Source organism: Pseudomonas sp. 210_17 TE3656 (genome assembly GCF_054821965.1).
Map to the genome: position 1 here is coordinate 1,309,712 of NZ_JBTRBC010000001.1, position 15,943 is coordinate 1,325,654.

The 15,943-nt window shown below is 61.0% G+C and carries 16 protein-coding genes and 1 tRNA gene; 6 read left to right on the top strand and 11 right to left on the bottom strand.

From position 1 onward, the window contains the following. Positions 1-7 precede the first annotated feature (7 nt). Positions 8-481: a peroxiredoxin gene (locus tag ACVI9W_RS06195; RefSeq protein ID WP_461529502.1), complete on the top strand. Its 474-nt coding sequence runs from the start codon at positions 8-10 to the stop codon at positions 479-481. 76 nt (positions 482-557) lie between these two features. On the opposite strand, the gene ACVI9W_RS06200 is transcribed toward ACVI9W_RS06195, so the two are convergent. Beyond that, the gene (locus ACVI9W_RS06200; protein WP_461529503.1) at positions 558-1,628 is read right to left on the bottom strand and encodes an AI-2E family transporter; all 1,071 of its coding nucleotides are present in this window, start codon (positions 1,626-1,628) and stop codon (positions 558-560) included. 24 nt (positions 1,629-1,652) lie between these two features. Continuing rightward, positions 1,653-1,892 (bottom strand): sulfurtransferase TusA family protein, encoded by a 240-nt coding sequence (locus ACVI9W_RS06205; protein ID WP_422417298.1) that lies wholly within the window; start codon positions 1,890-1,892, stop codon positions 1,653-1,655. Between the two features lie 108 nt (positions 1,893-2,000). Between ACVI9W_RS06205 and ACVI9W_RS06210 the strand changes: the two genes are divergently transcribed. Next, on the top strand, positions 2,001-3,434 hold the full coding sequence (locus ACVI9W_RS06210; protein ID WP_461529504.1) for a M48 family metalloprotease: 1,434 nt from the start codon (positions 2,001-2,003) through the stop codon (positions 3,432-3,434). 72 nt (positions 3,435-3,506) lie between these two features. On the opposite strand, the gene nadA is transcribed toward ACVI9W_RS06210, so the two are convergent. The 4 genes from nadA to ACVI9W_RS06230 all read right to left on the bottom strand — a co-directional run bounded on the left by nadA (position 3,507) and on the right by ACVI9W_RS06230 (position 8,228). Further along, positions 3,507-4,565, bottom strand: coding sequence for a quinolinate synthase NadA (gene nadA / locus ACVI9W_RS06215; RefSeq protein WP_461529505.1), 1,059 nt, complete (start codon positions 4,563-4,565; stop codon positions 3,507-3,509). A gap of 237 nt (positions 4,566-4,802) precedes the next feature. Continuing rightward, positions 4,803-6,302, bottom strand: coding sequence for a YdgA family protein (locus ACVI9W_RS06220; RefSeq protein WP_461529506.1), 1,500 nt, complete (start codon positions 6,300-6,302; stop codon positions 4,803-4,805). Between the two features lie 52 nt (positions 6,303-6,354). Continuing rightward, positions 6,355-7,224, bottom strand: coding sequence for an isocitrate lyase/PEP mutase family protein (locus tag ACVI9W_RS06225; protein ID WP_461529507.1), 870 nt, complete (start codon positions 7,222-7,224; stop codon positions 6,355-6,357). A gap of 92 nt (positions 7,225-7,316) precedes the next feature. After that, entirely contained in the window at positions 7,317-8,228 is a 912-nt protein-coding gene (locus tag ACVI9W_RS06230; protein WP_038613832.1) for a helix-turn-helix domain-containing protein, read from the bottom strand. Between the two features lie 173 nt (positions 8,229-8,401). Here ACVI9W_RS06230 and ACVI9W_RS06235 point away from each other — a divergent pair, with 173 nt between their 5' ends. From ACVI9W_RS06235 to ACVI9W_RS06250, 4 genes are all read left to right on the top strand, one after another. Then, entirely contained in the window at positions 8,402-9,760 is a 1,359-nt protein-coding gene (locus ACVI9W_RS06235) for a glutamine synthetase family protein (protein WP_038613835.1), read from the top strand. 49 nt (positions 9,761-9,809) lie between these two features. Continuing rightward, positions 9,810-10,898, top strand: coding sequence for a polyamine ABC transporter substrate-binding protein (locus ACVI9W_RS06240; RefSeq protein ID WP_191833121.1), 1,089 nt, complete (start codon positions 9,810-9,812; stop codon positions 10,896-10,898). Between the two features lie 14 nt (positions 10,899-10,912). After that, positions 10,913-12,208, top strand: a complete 1,296-nt coding sequence (locus ACVI9W_RS06245) for an NAD(P)/FAD-dependent oxidoreductase (RefSeq protein ID WP_461529508.1) — start codon at positions 10,913-10,915, stop codon at positions 12,206-12,208. A gap of 108 nt (positions 12,209-12,316) precedes the next feature. Then, positions 12,317-12,712, top strand: a complete 396-nt coding sequence (locus ACVI9W_RS06250) for a hypothetical protein (protein ID WP_461529509.1) — start codon at positions 12,317-12,319, stop codon at positions 12,710-12,712. Between the two features lies 1 nt (position 12,713). Here ACVI9W_RS06250 and ACVI9W_RS06255 read toward each other — a convergent pair whose 3' ends face one another. The 5 genes from ACVI9W_RS06255 to ybgF form a co-directional block, all read right to left on the bottom strand. Next, positions 12,714-13,400 (bottom strand): peptidoglycan DD-metalloendopeptidase family protein, encoded by a 687-nt coding sequence (locus ACVI9W_RS06255; RefSeq protein WP_461529510.1) that lies wholly within the window; start codon positions 13,398-13,400, stop codon positions 12,714-12,716. 87 nt (positions 13,401-13,487) lie between these two features. Continuing rightward, positions 13,488-13,563, bottom strand: a tRNA-Lys gene (locus ACVI9W_RS06260). Positions 13,564-13,624: 61 nt separating this feature from the next. After that, complete coding sequence (gene queC / locus ACVI9W_RS06265) at positions 13,625-14,299, bottom strand: 7-cyano-7-deazaguanine synthase QueC (protein ID WP_422419586.1); 675 nt, start codon at positions 14,297-14,299, stop codon at positions 13,625-13,627. 15 nt (positions 14,300-14,314) lie between these two features. Further along, complete coding sequence (gene queE, locus ACVI9W_RS06270) at positions 14,315-14,962, bottom strand: 7-carboxy-7-deazaguanine synthase QueE (RefSeq protein ID WP_038613850.1); 648 nt, start codon at positions 14,960-14,962, stop codon at positions 14,315-14,317. A 159-nt stretch (positions 14,963-15,121) separates the two neighbouring features. Beyond that, complete coding sequence (gene ybgF, locus ACVI9W_RS06275) at positions 15,122-15,937, bottom strand: tol-pal system protein YbgF (protein ID WP_038613853.1); 816 nt, start codon at positions 15,935-15,937, stop codon at positions 15,122-15,124. Positions 15,938-15,943 lie beyond the last annotated feature (6 nt).

The following is a 15,943-nucleotide window of genomic DNA, read 5'->3' on the forward strand; positions in this document are numbered from 1 at the left end:
GCTTTCCATGGCCGTTGAACTCGACCAACCCGTCGCCGATTTCCAGGCCCTGGCCACCAGCGGCCAGAGCGTCAACCTGGCTGATCTGAAGGGCAAGCAAGTGGTGCTGTACTTCTACCCCAAGGACAGCACCCCGGGCTGCACCACTGAAGGTCAGGGTTTCCGTGACCAGCATGACGCCTTCGAAGCGGCCAACACCGTGGTTTTCGGCGTTTCGCGGGACGGCATCAAGTCTCACGAAAACTTCAAGGCCAAGCAGGCGTTCCCGTTCGAGCTGATCAGCGACAAGGACGAAGCCCTGTGCCAGCTGTTCGACGTGATCAAGCTGAAGAAGCTTTATGGCAAGGAATACATGGGCGTTGATCGCAGCACGTTCCTGATCGACAAGAACGGTGTGCTGCGCAAAGCGTGGCGTGGAGTGAAAGTGCCGGGGCATGTGGATGCGGTGCTGGCTGAAGCACAGGCGCTGAGCAAGGCCTGAGGCCTATCGCGGGGCAAGCCCGCTCCCACAGGGATCATCTGTAACCCTGTGGGAGCGGGCTTGCCCCGCGATGCTTTCACAACAACGGCGCGACTATGGGCTCCTGCCGCGGCCAGGCATCAAGCACCGCCTTGAACAGCGTCGCCAGCGGAATCGCAAAGAAGATCCCCCAGAACCCCCACAGCCCGCCAAACAGCAACACCGCACAGATGATCGCCACCGGGTGCAGGCTCACCGCCTCAGAGAACAGCAACGGCACCAGTACGTTGCCATCCAGCGCCTGGATGATTGCGTACACCGCCATCAGGTAGATGAACTGATCGCCCCAGCCCCACTGGAACAGCGCAATCAGGGTGACCGGCACCGTCACTACCACTGCACCGACATACGGCACCACCACCGACAAGCCCACCAGCAACGCCAGCAGCGCCGCATAGTTGAGCCCCAGGGCAATGAAGGCGATGTAGGTCGCCACGCCACAGATCAGGATCTCGATGCCTTTGCCGCGAATGTAGTTGGCAATCTGCCGGTTCATTTCCTCGGCCACCCGGGTCATCAACGCCCGCTCACGCGGCAGGTAACCGCTGACCCAACGGGCAATCAGCTCGCGGTCCTTGAGGAAGAAGAACACCAGGATCGGCACCAGCACCAGGTAGATCATGATATTGACCAGCAGCGGCAGGCTGGAGAGCGAGAAGGTCAACGCCCACTGTCCGAACTTGCCGATCTCCCCGCGCATGGCTTCGATCGCGCGCAGCACCTGCTCATCGGAGACCAGGTGCGGATAACGCTCAGGCAACAGCAGCAACAGCGATTGCCACTTGCCCAGCATGCCCGGCAGCTCGTTGAACAGGGTGATCAGCTGATGCCAGAGCAACGGCACCAGGACCAGCAAGAACACCGCCAGGGCGCCCATGAACAGGGTGAAGACCAGGCCGACGGCATAGCGGGTCGGCACCCGCAAACGCTCCAGAGCGTTGACCAGCCCCTGCATCAGAAACGCCAGGACCATACCGGCAAGCACCGGAGCAAGCATACCGCCCAGGGTCAGGACTGCGGTGAAGGCCAGAAACAGCAAGACCGCCAATACCACCGCTTCTTCATCCGAGAAGTAGCGTTGCATCCAGTCGCGAAGCACTTTGAACATTGACGATCCTTAGGGGAGAAAAACTCAGGCTTTCTGCAACCAGTAGGTGTACACACCTGCCTCGGCTGTTTCGAGCAGCAGCGTATGACCGGCCAATTTGGCAAAAGTGCGAAAATCGCGCTGCGACCCGGCATCGGTGGCGATCACCTTGAGTACCGCGCCACTGGCCAGGCGATTGAGCGCCATCTTCGCCTTGAGCAACGGCAGCGGGCAGTTCAGGCCGCAGGCGTCGAGTTCAGCGTCAAACGTCGGGGTATCGCTCATCGGTTGCTCCAGGCAGGCAGAATCAGTCAAGCCTCGTAGAATACCGCCACTGGTCGCCAACGTGTGAGCCAGCTACAGTAAGGCTCTTTGTCGACCAGAGCTTCGTGCATGAATTTTCTGCGCCCTACCCTGCTGACGCTGGCCTGTTTGATGGCGCTCCCCAGCCATGCCGACGACCTGCCGTCACTTGGCGACGCCAGTTCTGCCATTGTTTCCCCGCAACAGGAACATCAGCTGGGCCGCGCCTGGCTGAGCCTGCTGCGGGGCAATGTCAATCAACTGAACGATCCCCAGCTCAAGGACTATGTCGAAACCAGCGTCTACCGCCTGGCCGAAACCAGCCAGCTGCAGGATCGACGCCTGGAATTCATCCTTATCGACAGCCGTGAACTCAACGCCTTTGCCGCCCCTGGCGGAATTGTCGGGGTCAACGGCGGCCTGTTTCTCAATGCCCAGACCGAAGGCGAGTATGCCTCGGTACTGGCCCACGAACTTGCACACTTGTCACAACGCCACTTTGCCCGCGGTGTCGAGGCTCAGCAGCGCATGCAGCTGCCGATGATGGGGGCGCTGCTGGTCGGCATCGTTGCTGCCGCCGCCGGTGCCGGCGATGCCGGTATCGCCGCGATTGCCGGTACCCAGGCCGCAGCCATTCAGGAGCAGCGGCGCTTCTCCCGGCAAAACGAACAGGAAGCCGACCGTATCGGTATCCAGAACCTGGAAAAAGCCGGCTACGATCCGCGCAACATGCCAAGCATGTTCGAGCGTCTGATGCGTCAGTACCGCTACGACGCCAAGCCGCCGGAGTTCCTCCTCACTCACCCGGTTACCGAGTCGCGTATCGCCGACACCCGCAACCGTGCAGAGCAGGCGCCCAAGGGCGGCACCGAAGACAGTCAGCGCTATCAGTTGATCCGCGCCCGTGTTGCACTGATCTACGAAGGCACTCCAGGTCTTGCCGCCAAGCGCTTTCGTGCGCAACTGGATGAGGACCCCAAGCTCGACTCGGCCCGCTACGGCCTGGCCCTGGCGCTGATCAAGGGTGGTCGCCTCAACGAGGCACGGGATGCGCTCAAGCCCTTGCTGGACAAGGCGCCCAACGACGTCACCTACAACCTGGCGCAGATCGACCTGGACGTTACCAACAATCGCCTGGCCGATGCCCAGCAGCGGGTTGAGCGCATGCGTACGTTGTACCCGGCGAACTACCCGCTACAGCAGGCGCGGATCGACCTGCTGCTCAAACAGAACCGCCCGACAGAAGCGGAAAAAGCCCTGGATGCGCTGCTCAAGAATCGCCCGGAAGATCCGGATGTCTGGTATGACGTCGCTGAGGTTCGTGGCTTGTCCGGCAATACCATCGGCTTGCACCAGGCGCGGGCCGAGTACTTTGCCCTGGTGGGCGACTTCGATCAGGCGCTGCAACAGCTCGACTACGCCAAACAGCGGGCCGGCAACAACTTCGTGCTGGCGTCGAAGATCGATGCGCGTCAGCGTGAGTTGCTGGAGCAGCAGCGGATGGTCAAGGACATGATGCGCTAATGATTTGAAATGCATCGCGGGGCAAGCCCGCTCCCACCGTGGGAGCGGGCTTGCCCCGCGATTCGGGATTCCTCAAGCGTTACCGGACAACTTCATCCGCGCCGCCTGGGTAAAATCGAGCATGCGCTTGAGCGGCTTGATCGCCTGGGGAATCAGCGCAGGCTCGACGAAGATCTCGTTGCTACCCTCACGCAGGCACTGCAGGGTGCGTTCCAGGGTGTTCATGGCCATCCACGGGCAATGGGCGCAACTACGGCAGGCCGCGCCGTTACCGGCCGTAGGGGCCTCGATGAAGACCTTGTCCGGGCACAGCTGCTGCATCTTGTAGAAGATGCCGCGGTCGGTAGCGACGATGAAGGTCTTGTTCGGCAGCGTTTGCGCCGCAGCAATCAGCTGACTGGTGGAACCGACAGCGTCCGCCAAATCGATCACCGCCTCCGGCGACTCCGGGTGCACCAGAATCGCGGCATCAGGGTACAAAGCCTTCATATCGGCCAGCTGCCGCGACTTGAACTCTTCATGGACGATGCAGGCGCCATCCCAGAGCAGCATGTTAGCGCCGGTCTGTTTCTGGATATAGCGGCCCAGGTGCTGATCCGGACCCCAGATGATGGTTTCGCCGTTGTCCATCAGGCTCTCGACGATTTCCAGCGCGCAGCTGGAGGTCACCACCCAGTCGGCACGGGCTTTGACCGCCGCCGAGGTATTGGCATAGACCACCACGGTGCGCTCCGGGTGTTTGTCGCAGAACGCCGAAAACTCTTCGACCGGGCAACCCAGGTCAAGCGAACAGGTCGCTTCCAGGGTCGGCATCAGTACGCGCTTTTCCGGGTTGAGGATTTTTGCCGTCTCGCCCATGAAGCGCACGCCGGCGACGATCACCGTGCTGGCTTGATGCTTGTTGCCGAAGCGGGCCATTTCCAGTGAGTCGGATACGCATCCACCGGTTTCCTCGGCCAGGGCCTGGATCACCGGATCACAGTAGTAATGGGCAACCAGCACCGCGTTCTGCGCCTTGAGTTCGGCGGCGATGGCGGCGCGGTAGTCGGCCTCTTGTTCGGGCGTCAGCGGCTTGGGCTGCTTGGCATCGAGATGGGCTTGCACCAAAAGGCGTTCGGAAATCTGGGTCATGATCGCTGGACCTGCAGGCGCTTGTGCGCGTAAGTCGAGTGTATCACCGAGCCCTGGCAAATCGGTTACCGGCTCTGCATGCGAGGCGCTGAACGGCGCAGCGGGCAGAACCAAAGACCTTCTGCGGCCTCGGGTTTTTATGGGATGCCGAAGGCTACAGATAATCGGATGAATTCAAAAGGTTTTTTTAGTGAAACAAGCCCCGGAACGACTGACTTGCCGCCCCGGGGCCAGACATCACCCCTCGGCCGGGTGCATGGCACCGAGGTTGGCCATGATCAGGCTGGCGAACTGCTCGACGGTCATTTTCTGGCCGTTGAAGTCGACCATACCGTCGGCATAGTGCAGATTGGCGAGGATGTCGTTGCCCTGCACCGTGGCCATCTGGCTCTGCACCGCCATCATGCCGACCATCTCCCCGGTTTGCGACGCTTGCTGGGCAAGTACCTGCGCATCGCTCTGGCCCTGCAGACGGGCCTGCAGGGTAGCCAGGTCGCCAATCATCGGCTTGGACAACTGCAGCGTACTTTGCACCTGGGTGATCATCTGCTTGTACAGCTCAGCCGATGGCAGTTCCAGGGAAGACGGCTTGCCTAGATCGACACTCAGCTTGAAGTGACTTTCGCCATTGGCAGTCTTGAACGAAAAGTCCTCCAGGGCAATCTGCGGCTTCGCGGCCAGTAGTTGCTGGACGCTGGCGCTGACCTTAGCCTTTTCCGCCTCGGTCATCGGCAAGGTCGGCAAAACCTGACCTTGTGCTGCGGCGGCCTCGAACTCCGGCAGACGGCTCTGGTACCAGGCAATCAGGGTCTGCATGGATGGCATATCGATGTTCTTCAGGTTCCAGACCATTGCACTGGAACCCACTGGCTGACCATCAAAGTTGATGTCGCCAACTTTGTAGACGATGCTGCCGCCAAACTGATCGCCATCCGCCCGGGACTCGCTGTTCTGCTCAAGTTGCTTCAACAGCAGTACTTTCTGCTCTTCGCCCCCGCTCACACTGAGCTGGTCGAGCATCATGTCGGTGCGCCCGACATAGAAACCATAGGGCGTCTTTTTCAAGTCACCGACCAGGCTCAGGTTCTTCAGCTCCAGCTTCAAGCGCCCGCTTTGCTCATCATCATGGTTCAGGCTGAAGCTCGGCGCAGCACCACTGAATTTGATCTGCTCGCCATCGCGCGTGCCGCTGGCCTGAATCGCCAGACCGGAAAACTTGGTCGTGGCCCCACCGACCTCGGTCACTTGCATCGGCGGCATGATCAGCGTGCCGTCTGTGGAGCCGTCGTAGCCCAGGCTGTTCTGTCCGTATACCGGTGGCACCTCAGCGCTGGCGGCGAACCACTCGGCAGTGAAAGCGTCCTTCTCCAGGGCGTAGTTACTGGCCGCCATCACTGGCATGAGTTTGAACGCCTTGACCCGGCTCCAGGGCAACGGGCCGTGCTCGATATGATCGACAAAGCCCAGCTCGAAACTCTCCGCCCCGTCAGCGCCCTTGAGCTCGGTGACCTTGACCCGGTAACGCGCGGTACTGGAGAACAGGTGTGATTCCAGCGATGCCAGCTCCAGGGTCACTTTGCCGCTCAAGCCCGACGACTGCTTGAGCTGAACATTGGCTTGCGCCATGGCCTGCTCAAGCACTTCAGGCAATTGCTTGCCGGTGTACCAGGCGCCGGCCGTGCAGGCTGCAGCCACGGCAACTACCAGGCCTGAAAGTACACCCACTGTCTTCTTCATGAATTGTTCCGCTTGTCCATTTGTTGAGGGTTATTGCAGCAAGGCCTGTGGCCTATTCGTTGACGTCCATGAACTCACGGGCCCAGACGATGTAGTCGCCAGGAACGGTGTAGGTATGGGTCAGTTCGGTGGCGCTCAGGTCCGAGGCGCTGCTGGTGATCCGCCGTTGCTCACGCAGGCAGTCGTAGGTCGCCTTGATCGCGGCAAAGTAAGCACCGTGGCCGTCTACGGCAACGCGCACACCCAGTTGCGCCAGGCGTGCATCGTCGTGCAGTTGCGGGTTGCCGTAGGTCACCAGCATCAACGGCACACTGAGGTGCTTGGCGATCTGTTCGAGGTGTTCGAAATCGCGGATGCCGACCATGCACAGCGCGTCGGCGCCGGCATTCTGATAAGCCACGGTGCGGGCAATCACTTCTTCGACCGGGATCAACGCGGCGTTGGTCCGGGCGATGATCGACAGCTCCGGATCGACGCGCGCCTCCAGGGCCGCACGGATCTTGCCAACACCCTCGGCAATGCTGATCAGGTCGGTGGACTTGCGCCCGAACTGGGCAGGCAGCAGGGTGTCTTCAATCGTCAGCGCAGCGATGCCGGCACGCTCCAGCTCAGTGACGGTACGCATGACGTTCAAGGCGTTGCCGTAGCCGTGGTCGGCGTCAGCAATCACCGGCAGTTGCGCCACCCGGCCAATACGCGTGGCCTGCTCGGCGAACTCGCTGAGGGTGATCAGGGCAAAATCAGGTGCAGCCAGCACCTGCAGGGAAGCGACCGAACCACCCAGAATACCCACCTCGAAACCCAGGTCGGCGGCGATACGCGCCGACATTGGGTCAAACACGGAAGCCGTGTGGTAACAGGCAGGGGAAGCAAGGAGTTGACGAAACGCGCGACGCAGGTCTTGGTGGGAGGCTCTTGGCATGGTCTTTCCAATCTATCGACTTCATTTATTCGACAGAACATACCACTGCAGGCCCTCTCGCCGACAGAGTCAGATACGCGGCTTTTCGCAGCTCAAGTGCGCTGCTGCGCTCGTTTCAGCGTTTCGCTGGGCAATTCCTTGAACAATTGCTGGTAGCTGCTGGAGAACCGTCCCAGGTGCCAGAACGACCAATGCATCGCCACTTCGGCCACGGTACTGCCGCCCGCCCGCGCGCCCAGCAGTTCGCGGCGCGCACTGTTCAGGCGACGCAAGCGCAGCCAGTGCGCCGGGGTCATGCCGGTAAAGGCCTTGAATGCCTGCTGCAGCTGACGCAACGACACCCCGGCGACCTGCGCCAGCTCCAGCAGGTTGAGGGTCTCTTCCGGACAATCGGCAGCCCACTCGCCGACCCGGCGCATGATCGTGCGCTCCTCGGTGCGCCGCCACAACGCACCGCGGTCCAGGCGGACACAGGCGTTGTCGAGAATGAACAGGCAATCTTCAAGCAGTTGCTCGGCCAGCGCTTCACGGTTCGGCAGGTCGCTCTCCTGGCCCAGACGCGTCAGGGTGCTGCTCAACCAGCGCCCGAACAGCGCGTTCTGCCCCGAATTGAGCGGCGCCATGAACAGCCCTTCGAGACGGGCGATGTCCAGGCTGTGACGCTGGACGAACTCGGGGCCGAACACCACCGCCACTTCCTGGTAGTTCTCCGGGGTGATCCAGATGTTGCGGCTCTCGCCGTTGAGCAGGTACAGGGTGTTGTCGGTGCGATCGAAACAGAACGCCAGAGCACCCGGCGGCGCACTGAAATTCTGCTCGACCCGGGTGTTCATGAATTCTTCGTAGATCTCCACGCCCTGCAGGTCCAGGCAACGCACCTGACCGGCGAAATGTCCGGGCGACATCTGCTGGTAATGCTGGGTCCAGCTGGGTGTGGCACGCACTTGTTCGCCGACGTCGGCGGTGCTGAAAGCTTGTACCTGAAACGGACTTTCCGTTGTCATGAGCGGCTCTTTATGCACTCTTTTGGTGCATTTTATCCTGCGAAAAGTGGATAGATGGAAGTTCAAGGCTCACCCAAGATAGACCTCAACGCGCTGCAGGGGAAGTCGTCCAGACGGCATACCGGCCTTGATCGCTGGTCCTGGCGCGGAATAAAACCAATAACGAGGTCTTTATGAATGCCCCTTTCGATCAGCTGTCTGCGTGGCTGAAAGAACACAAGATTACCGAAGTCGAGTGCGTGGTCAGTGACCTGACCGGTATCGCCCGCGGCAAAATCGCACCCACCAACAAGTTCCTGCATGAGCGAGGCATGCGCCTGCCGGAAAGTGTGTTGTTGCAAACGGTAACCGGGGATTTCGTCGACGACGACATCTACTACGACCTGCTCGATCCGGCCGACATCGACATGGTCTGCCGCCCGGACTCAGCCGCGGTATACGTGGTGCCATGGGCCATCGAGCCGACCGCCATCGTCATCCACGACACCTTCGACAAGCAGGGCAACCCGATCGAACTGTCGCCGCGCAACGTCCTGAAAAAAGTACTCAAGCTGTACGCCGACAAGGGCTGGCAGCCGATCGTCGCGCCCGAGATGGAGTTCTATCTTACGCAGCGCTGCGAAGACCCTGACTTGCCGCTGCAGGCGCCACTGGGCCGTTCGGGCCGCGCCGAAAGCGGTCGCCAGTCGTTCTCCATCGATGCCGCCAACGAATTCGACCCGCTGTTCGAAGACGTCTACGACTGGTGCGAAGCCCAGGGCCTGGACCTCGACACGCTGATCCACGAAGACGGCCCGGCGCAGATGGAGATCAACTTCCGTCACGGCGACGCTCTGGATCTGGCCGACCAGATCACCGTGTTCAAGCGCACCATGCGTGAGGCGGCGCTCAAGCACAATGTCACCGCCACCTTCATGGCCAAGCCGGTGGGCGACGAGCCCGGCAGCGCCATGCACCTGCACCAGAGCGTGATCGACATCGCCACCGGCAAACCGATCTTCGTCAACGAAGACGGGCAGATGAGCGAGCTGTTCCTGCAGCACATCGGCGGCCTGCAGAAGTACATCCCCAAGGTGTTGCCGATGTTCGCCCCCAACGTCAACTCGTTCCGCCGCTTCCTGCCCGATACTTCGGCACCGGTGAACGTCGAGTGGGGTGAAGAGAACCGCACCGTGGGCCTGCGTGTGCCGACCTCGAGCCCCGACGCCATGCGTGTGGAAAACCGCCTGCCGGGCGCCGACGCCAACCCTTACCTGGCGATTGCCGCGAGCCTGCTGTGCGGCTACCTGGGCATGGTCGAGAAGATCAACCCCAGCGCTCCGGTGCAGGGCCGCGCCTATGAGCGGCGCAACCTGCGCCTGCCGATCACCATCGAAGACGCCCTGGCCAACATGGAAGACTGCCCGAGTGTCGAGCAGCACCTGGGCAGCAAGTTCGTGCGTGGCTATGTCGCGGTCAAGCGCGCCGAACATGAAAACTTCAAGCGCGTGATCAGTTCGTGGGAGCGGGAGTTCTTGCTGCTCAGCGTCTGAGCCGTGCCGGGTACCAAACGTCGATAAAACAATTCCAAGAGGTGTCGATATGCGTTCATTGAAAACAGTTGCAAGTGCGACCCTGGCGCTGCTGGTCAGCGCCACAGCCCAGGCCCAGCCCAGTGTCAGCGTGTACAACTGGACCGACTATATCGGTGAAACCACCCTGGCGGATTTCCAGGGCAGCACCGGTATCAAGGTCATCTATGACGTGTTCGACTCCAACGAAACCCTGGAAGGCAAGTTGCTGGCCGGTCGCACCGGTTACGACGTGGTCGTGCCTTCCAACCACTTTCTCGCGCGCCAGGTCAAAGCCGGCGCGTTCCTGAAACTCGACCGCGAGCAACTGCCGAACTGGAAAAACCTCGACCCGGTGCTGCTCAAGGCCCTGGAAGAGAACGACAGCGGCAACCAGCACTCGGTGCCTTACCTGTGGGGCACCAATGGCATCGGTTACAACGTCGACAAGGTCAAGCAGGTGCTGGGGGTCGATCACATCGATTCGTGGGCGGTGATGTTCGAACCGGAGAACCTCAAGAAGCTCAGCAAATGCGGCGTCTCCTTCATGGACTCGGCGGATGAACTGTTCCCGGCGATCCTCAACTACATGGGCATGGACCCGCGCAGCAATAATGTCGAGGACTACAAAAAGGCCGAGGCCAAGCTGCTGAGCCTGCGCCCCTATATCACCTACTTCCACTCCTCCAAGTATGTCTCGGACCTGGCCAACGGTGATATCTGCGTGGCCTTCGGCTACTCCGGCGATGTGTTCCAGGCGGCCAACCGCGCCAAGGAAGCCAACAATGGCGTCAACATTGCCTACGCCATTCCCAAGGAAGGCGCCAACCTGTGGTTCGACCTGCTGGCCATTCCCGCCGACGCCAGCAATCCGAAAGAAGCCTATGCCTTTGTGAACTACCTGCTCGACCCGCAAGTGATCGCCAAGGTCAGCGCCACCGTCGGTTATGCCAACGCCGTTCCACCGTCCCAGCAGTACATGGACGCCGATCTGGTCAAGAACCCCGAGGTATACCCGCCACAAGCGGTGCTGGACAAACTGTACGTCTCCAACACCCCGACCCCGCAGATCATGCGGGTGATGACCCGCTCCTGGAGCAAAGTGAAGTCGAACAAATGAACCAGGGAGCCTCTATGAATCCTGCTGCGCAACATGCCAGCTCCTACTACCGGGCATCGGTCGCTGCGATGCCTGAACACCCGGTGCTGAGCGCTGAACTCAGTGCCGACGTGTGTGTGATCGGCGGCGGTTTCACCGGCGTCAACACCGCCATCGAACTGGCCCAGCGCGGCCTCTCGGTAATCCTCCTGGAAGCCCGGCGTATCGGCTGGGGCGCCAGTGGCCGCAACGGCGGCCAGCTGATCCGCGGCATCGGCCATGAGGTCGAAGGCTTTGCCCGCTACGTCGGCCAGGAAGGGGTGAAATACCTGCAGCGTGCTGGCATCGAATCGGTCGAAGTAGTGGCCAAGCGCATCAACGAGCACAACATCGACTGCGACCTGCGCTGGGGTTTCTGCGAACTGGCCAATACCCCGGCCCAGTTCGCCGCCTTTCGCGCCGAACAGGATAGCCTGGCAGCCCTGGACTACCGCCATGAAACCCAACTGGTCAGCCCTGAGCGGATGCGCGAAGTGGTCGCCTCCTCGGTTTATGCCGGCGGCTTGATCGACCGCGGCTCGGGCCACCTGCACCCGCTCAACCTGGTGCTGGGCGAGGCACGTGTGGCGGCCGCCCTCGGCGTACGGATCTTCGAACACAGCCCGGTGCTGGAGATCAACCACGGTGCCACCGTACAAGTGCGCTGTGCCCACGGCAGCGTGCGGGCCGGCAGCCTGGTGCTGGCGTGCAACGCTCACCTGGAAGAGCTCGAGCCGCGCCTGAGCGGCAAGGTACTGCCTGCGGGCAGCTACATCATCACCACCGAGCCGCTGTCGCCAGCACTGGCCAATGAACTGATCCCGCAGAACCTGGCGTTGTGCGACCAGAAAGTCGGCCTGGATTACTACCGGCTCACTGCGGACCGGCGTCTGCTGTTCGGCGGCGCCTGCCATTACTCCGGGCGTGACCCGCTGGACATTGCCGGGTACATGCGGCCGAAGATGCTCAAAGTGTTCCCGCAACTGGCCGACACCCGTATCGAGTTCCAGTGGGGCGGCAAGATCGGCATCACTGCCAACCGTTTCCCTCAGGTTGGCCGCCTGTCGCAGCACCCCAACGTGTACTACGCCATGGGCTATTCCGGGCATGGCCTGAACGTCACCCACTGGACCGCGCGCCTGCTGGCCGAGGCTATCGATGCCGGCCACAGCCAGGGCATGGATGTGTTCAACGCCGTGCCGCACATGACCTTCCCCGGCGGCAAGGCCCTGCGCTCGCCGCTGCTGGCCCTGGGCATGATGTGGTACCGGCTGCGCGAGGTACTGGGCTGAACCTTGCGCACAGCGCCCTACTCCAGGCCCTTGCCAGCGACTCAATTGCAGCTACTGTCAGTTAAGTTGCGGTTGCGCTGGGCAACGGGCATTGGAGGGGGAGAAACAATGAGGACGATCAGCAAGCTCTGCTTGTCAGGCGCGTTGCTGCTGGTGTTGGCCGGCTGCAGCAGCATTGATGCACGCACTACCGAGTACGTCGGGGTTGCCCATGCGGCCCCCACCAACGCCGCCAATGTCGAGGTGCTGCGCCGCGAACCGCTGCGCCCGCATTCCCGACTGGGTGAGATCCTGGTGGATGCCAGCGTCGAGCCGGCACCGCCGATCAGCGATGTCGAACAGAAGCTGCGTGACGAAGCCGCCAAGATCGGCGGCGATGCCGTAGTGGTGGTCTACGACCGAATCCAGCCGCAATCGGCCTATGTCAGCGGACCGCTGTGGGACCGTGACATCCACACGGTCGAAGGACGCAAACTCAAGGGTATCGTGATCAAGTACCAGTAGTTCAGCTTTCGGCCGGCAGTACGCTCAGTGGATTTACCGGTTTGCCGTTCTGGCGAATCTCGAAGTACAGCTGCACGCGATCGGCATCCAGGTCTCCCGCTTCGGCGATCTTCTGGCCCTTGCTGACGGTTTGCCCTTCCTTGACCAGCAGCTTGCTGTTGTGGCCGTAAACGCTGGCGTGGGACGTGCCGTGCTGGAGGATGATCAGGTTGCCATAGCCGCGGATATTGGTGGCGAACGCCACCTTGCCGCCAAGGCTGGCGAAAACCGGCTGCCCCGGCGTCGCGGCAATGCGAATGCCCTTGCTGAGTTTATCGGCTGCCGAGTAGCGGCCAATCACCGTGCCCTGCAGCGGCCACGCCCAACCGCGCAAGGTTACATTGGTAGCCGGGGCCACAGGCTTGCCCTTGCTGGCCGTAGTGGTCGTGGTGCGCGTCGTGGCTTTCGAGCCACCAAAGCGAATGGTCTGCCCCACATTCACCGCGTAAGGCGGGCTGATGCCGTTGTAGCGCGCCAGCTCCTTGAAATTCCAGCCATTGCGCGAGGCAATCGAATACAGCGTGTCACCACGCTTGACCTTGTAGGCGCCACCGACAACCTTGATGGTGGCTTCACCTGAGCCGGTGGGTTGAGAACTGCATGCAGAAATCGCCAACAACATGGCGACCAGAACTAATCTGAACAACACGGCGCTTGCACCCACTGGTAAGGAAAAATGGCCGGAAACGAAAAAGCCCGCGACCTTCTCAGGACGCGGGCTCTCTCTTACAGCGTATGGTGGGTCGTGTAGGATTCGAACCTACGACCAATTGGTTAAAAGCCAACTGCTCTACCAACTGAGCTAACGACCCGTTGGATGGCGCGTATAATACTGATTTCTAACAGGAAATCAACACCCCATCGCAAAATAATTTAAAAATATCGAGTTGGGTCCTCTACACCCGCCGCTTTGAAGCCGTCAGCACGCAGGCGGCAGCTGTCGCATTTACCGCAGGCACGGCCTTGATCGTCGGCCTGGTAGCAGGAAACTGTCAGGCTGTAGTCCACGCCGCGGGCCATACCGGCCTGGACGATCTGCGCCTTGCTCAGGTTCTGCAGCGGTGCCTGGATACGGAACCCCTGGCCTTCGACACCAGCCTTGGTAGCCAGGTTGGCCATACGCTCGAATGCCTCGACAAATTCCGGACGGCAATCCGGATAACCGGAATAGTCCACGGCGTTGACGCCGATAAAGATATCCCGCGCTTCAAGCACCTCGGCCCAACCCAGGGCCAGGGACAGGAACACCGTATTACGCGCCGGGACGTAAGTGACCGGGATCCCCTCGCTCGGTGCCTCAGGCACGTCGATGCTGCTGTCGGTCAGGGCCGAGCCGCCGATGCCGTCCAGGCTCAGGCCGATGACCTTGTGCTCGACCACACCCAGGTCACGGGCGACCCGCGCAGCGGCGTTCAGCTCCGCGCGATGGCGCTGGCCATAGTCGAAGCTCATGGTGTAGCACTTGTAACCTTCGGCCTTGGCCATGGCGACCACGGTGGCCGAGTCCAGGCCACCGGAAAGCAGAATTACCGCACGTTTCTCAGTCATTGCATCGCGCTCCTGTCAGCGTCCCGGCTCGTCGTTCCACAGCAGTTTGTGCAACTGCATCTGAAAACGAACCGGCAAATTATCAGCCACAATCCAGTCGGCGAGGTCGGTGGCGCTCACCTGATGGTGGCTCGGCGAGAACAGCACTTCACCTGCGCGTTTTTCCAGGCCGTACTGAATGAGTTTGGACACCGCCCAGTCGTAGTCTTCACGCGAACAAATGACGAACTTGACCTGATCATTGGCGGTCAGCAGCTCGATGTTCTCGTAACGGTTACGGTGCGCTTCCTCGGAGCCTGGGGTTTTCAGGTCAACGACCCGGCTGACACGCGGATCCACTCTGGAAATATCCAGGGCGCCACTGGTTTCCAGCGAAACCTCATAGCCCGCGTCACACAGCTGCGTGAGCAAAGGAATGGCATTGGGCTGGGCCAGCGGTTCGCCGCCGGTGACGCAGACATAGCGCGGCTTGAAGCCTGCGACCTGCTCGAGGATCGAATCAAGGGTGCGGACAGTGCCGCCACTGAAGGCGTATTCACTGTCGCAATACTGGCAGCGCAGCGGGCAGCCGGTGAGACGGACAAAAACCGTGGGCAGGCCAGCGGTACGCGTTTCACCCTGCAAAGAGTAAAAAACTTCGGTAATTCGTAATGTGTCTTGCATAGTCGCCACGGGCGTAACAGCTAAACAGGCTGTCCGCCTCCGTCAGGCACCGCTGAAAACCCGTCATCGCGTAGTTCACAGCAGCGTATTTCAATAAAAGGGCAGAGATTCTAACGAAAAAACCCGCGACTAGCGCGGGTTTCTTTCTAAACGGCTGACTCAGAGCTTCTGCAGGTCGCGCTGGGCCAGTTGTGCAGCCGAAGTACCCGGGTACTGGGTAATGACTTGCTGCAGAATGCCTTTGACCCGGTCAGTGTGACCCAGGCGGCGTTCTACGTCGGCCAGCTTGTACAGCGAATCCGGCACCTTGTTGTGCTTGGGATACAGCTGGCTGACCTTGGCGAAGGCCTGCCCTGCAGCTTGCAGGTCGCCTTTGGCCAGGTTCACCTCACCCAGCCAGTACTGGGCGTTGCCGGCGTACTGACTGTTGGGGTACTTGCGCAGAAAGGCGTTGAACGCCTGGCTGGCCTTGTCGAAATCCTTGGCTTTGATCAGATCAAAGGCAGCGTCGTAATAGAGCTTCTCTTTGGCCGGATCGCCAGGTTCGCTACTGGCTGCGGGCGGTTGCGCGGCGGCAGCACCTGCAGCGGCGCCGGCGGCGGCTTCGCCACCCGCTGGAGAATTCTGTGGAGCTTCGGCAGGAGCGCCGGTTCCAATACGCCGATCCAGGTCCTGGTAACGTTCCAGGCTTTCCTGTTTCATGCGCGCAACATCGTTTTGCAGCTCTTCGATGATGCCTTGTTGACGCGACAGCTGATCCTGCATCTGCTGCAGTTGCAGGAACAACTGACCCTGCGCCGAGGCAGGGGCGGTAACCCCTCCCCCGGCGTAGGCGCCGTTCGTACCATAACCCGATGGCGGATAGCTGCTTGCGCCGCTATAGCCAGCGTTGTCATCAACAACAGGAACCTCAGCCCAAGCCACGAGTGGCAGGCTGAGCGCCAGGACGGTTACAGCACGACGGCACATTCGCATATCGAA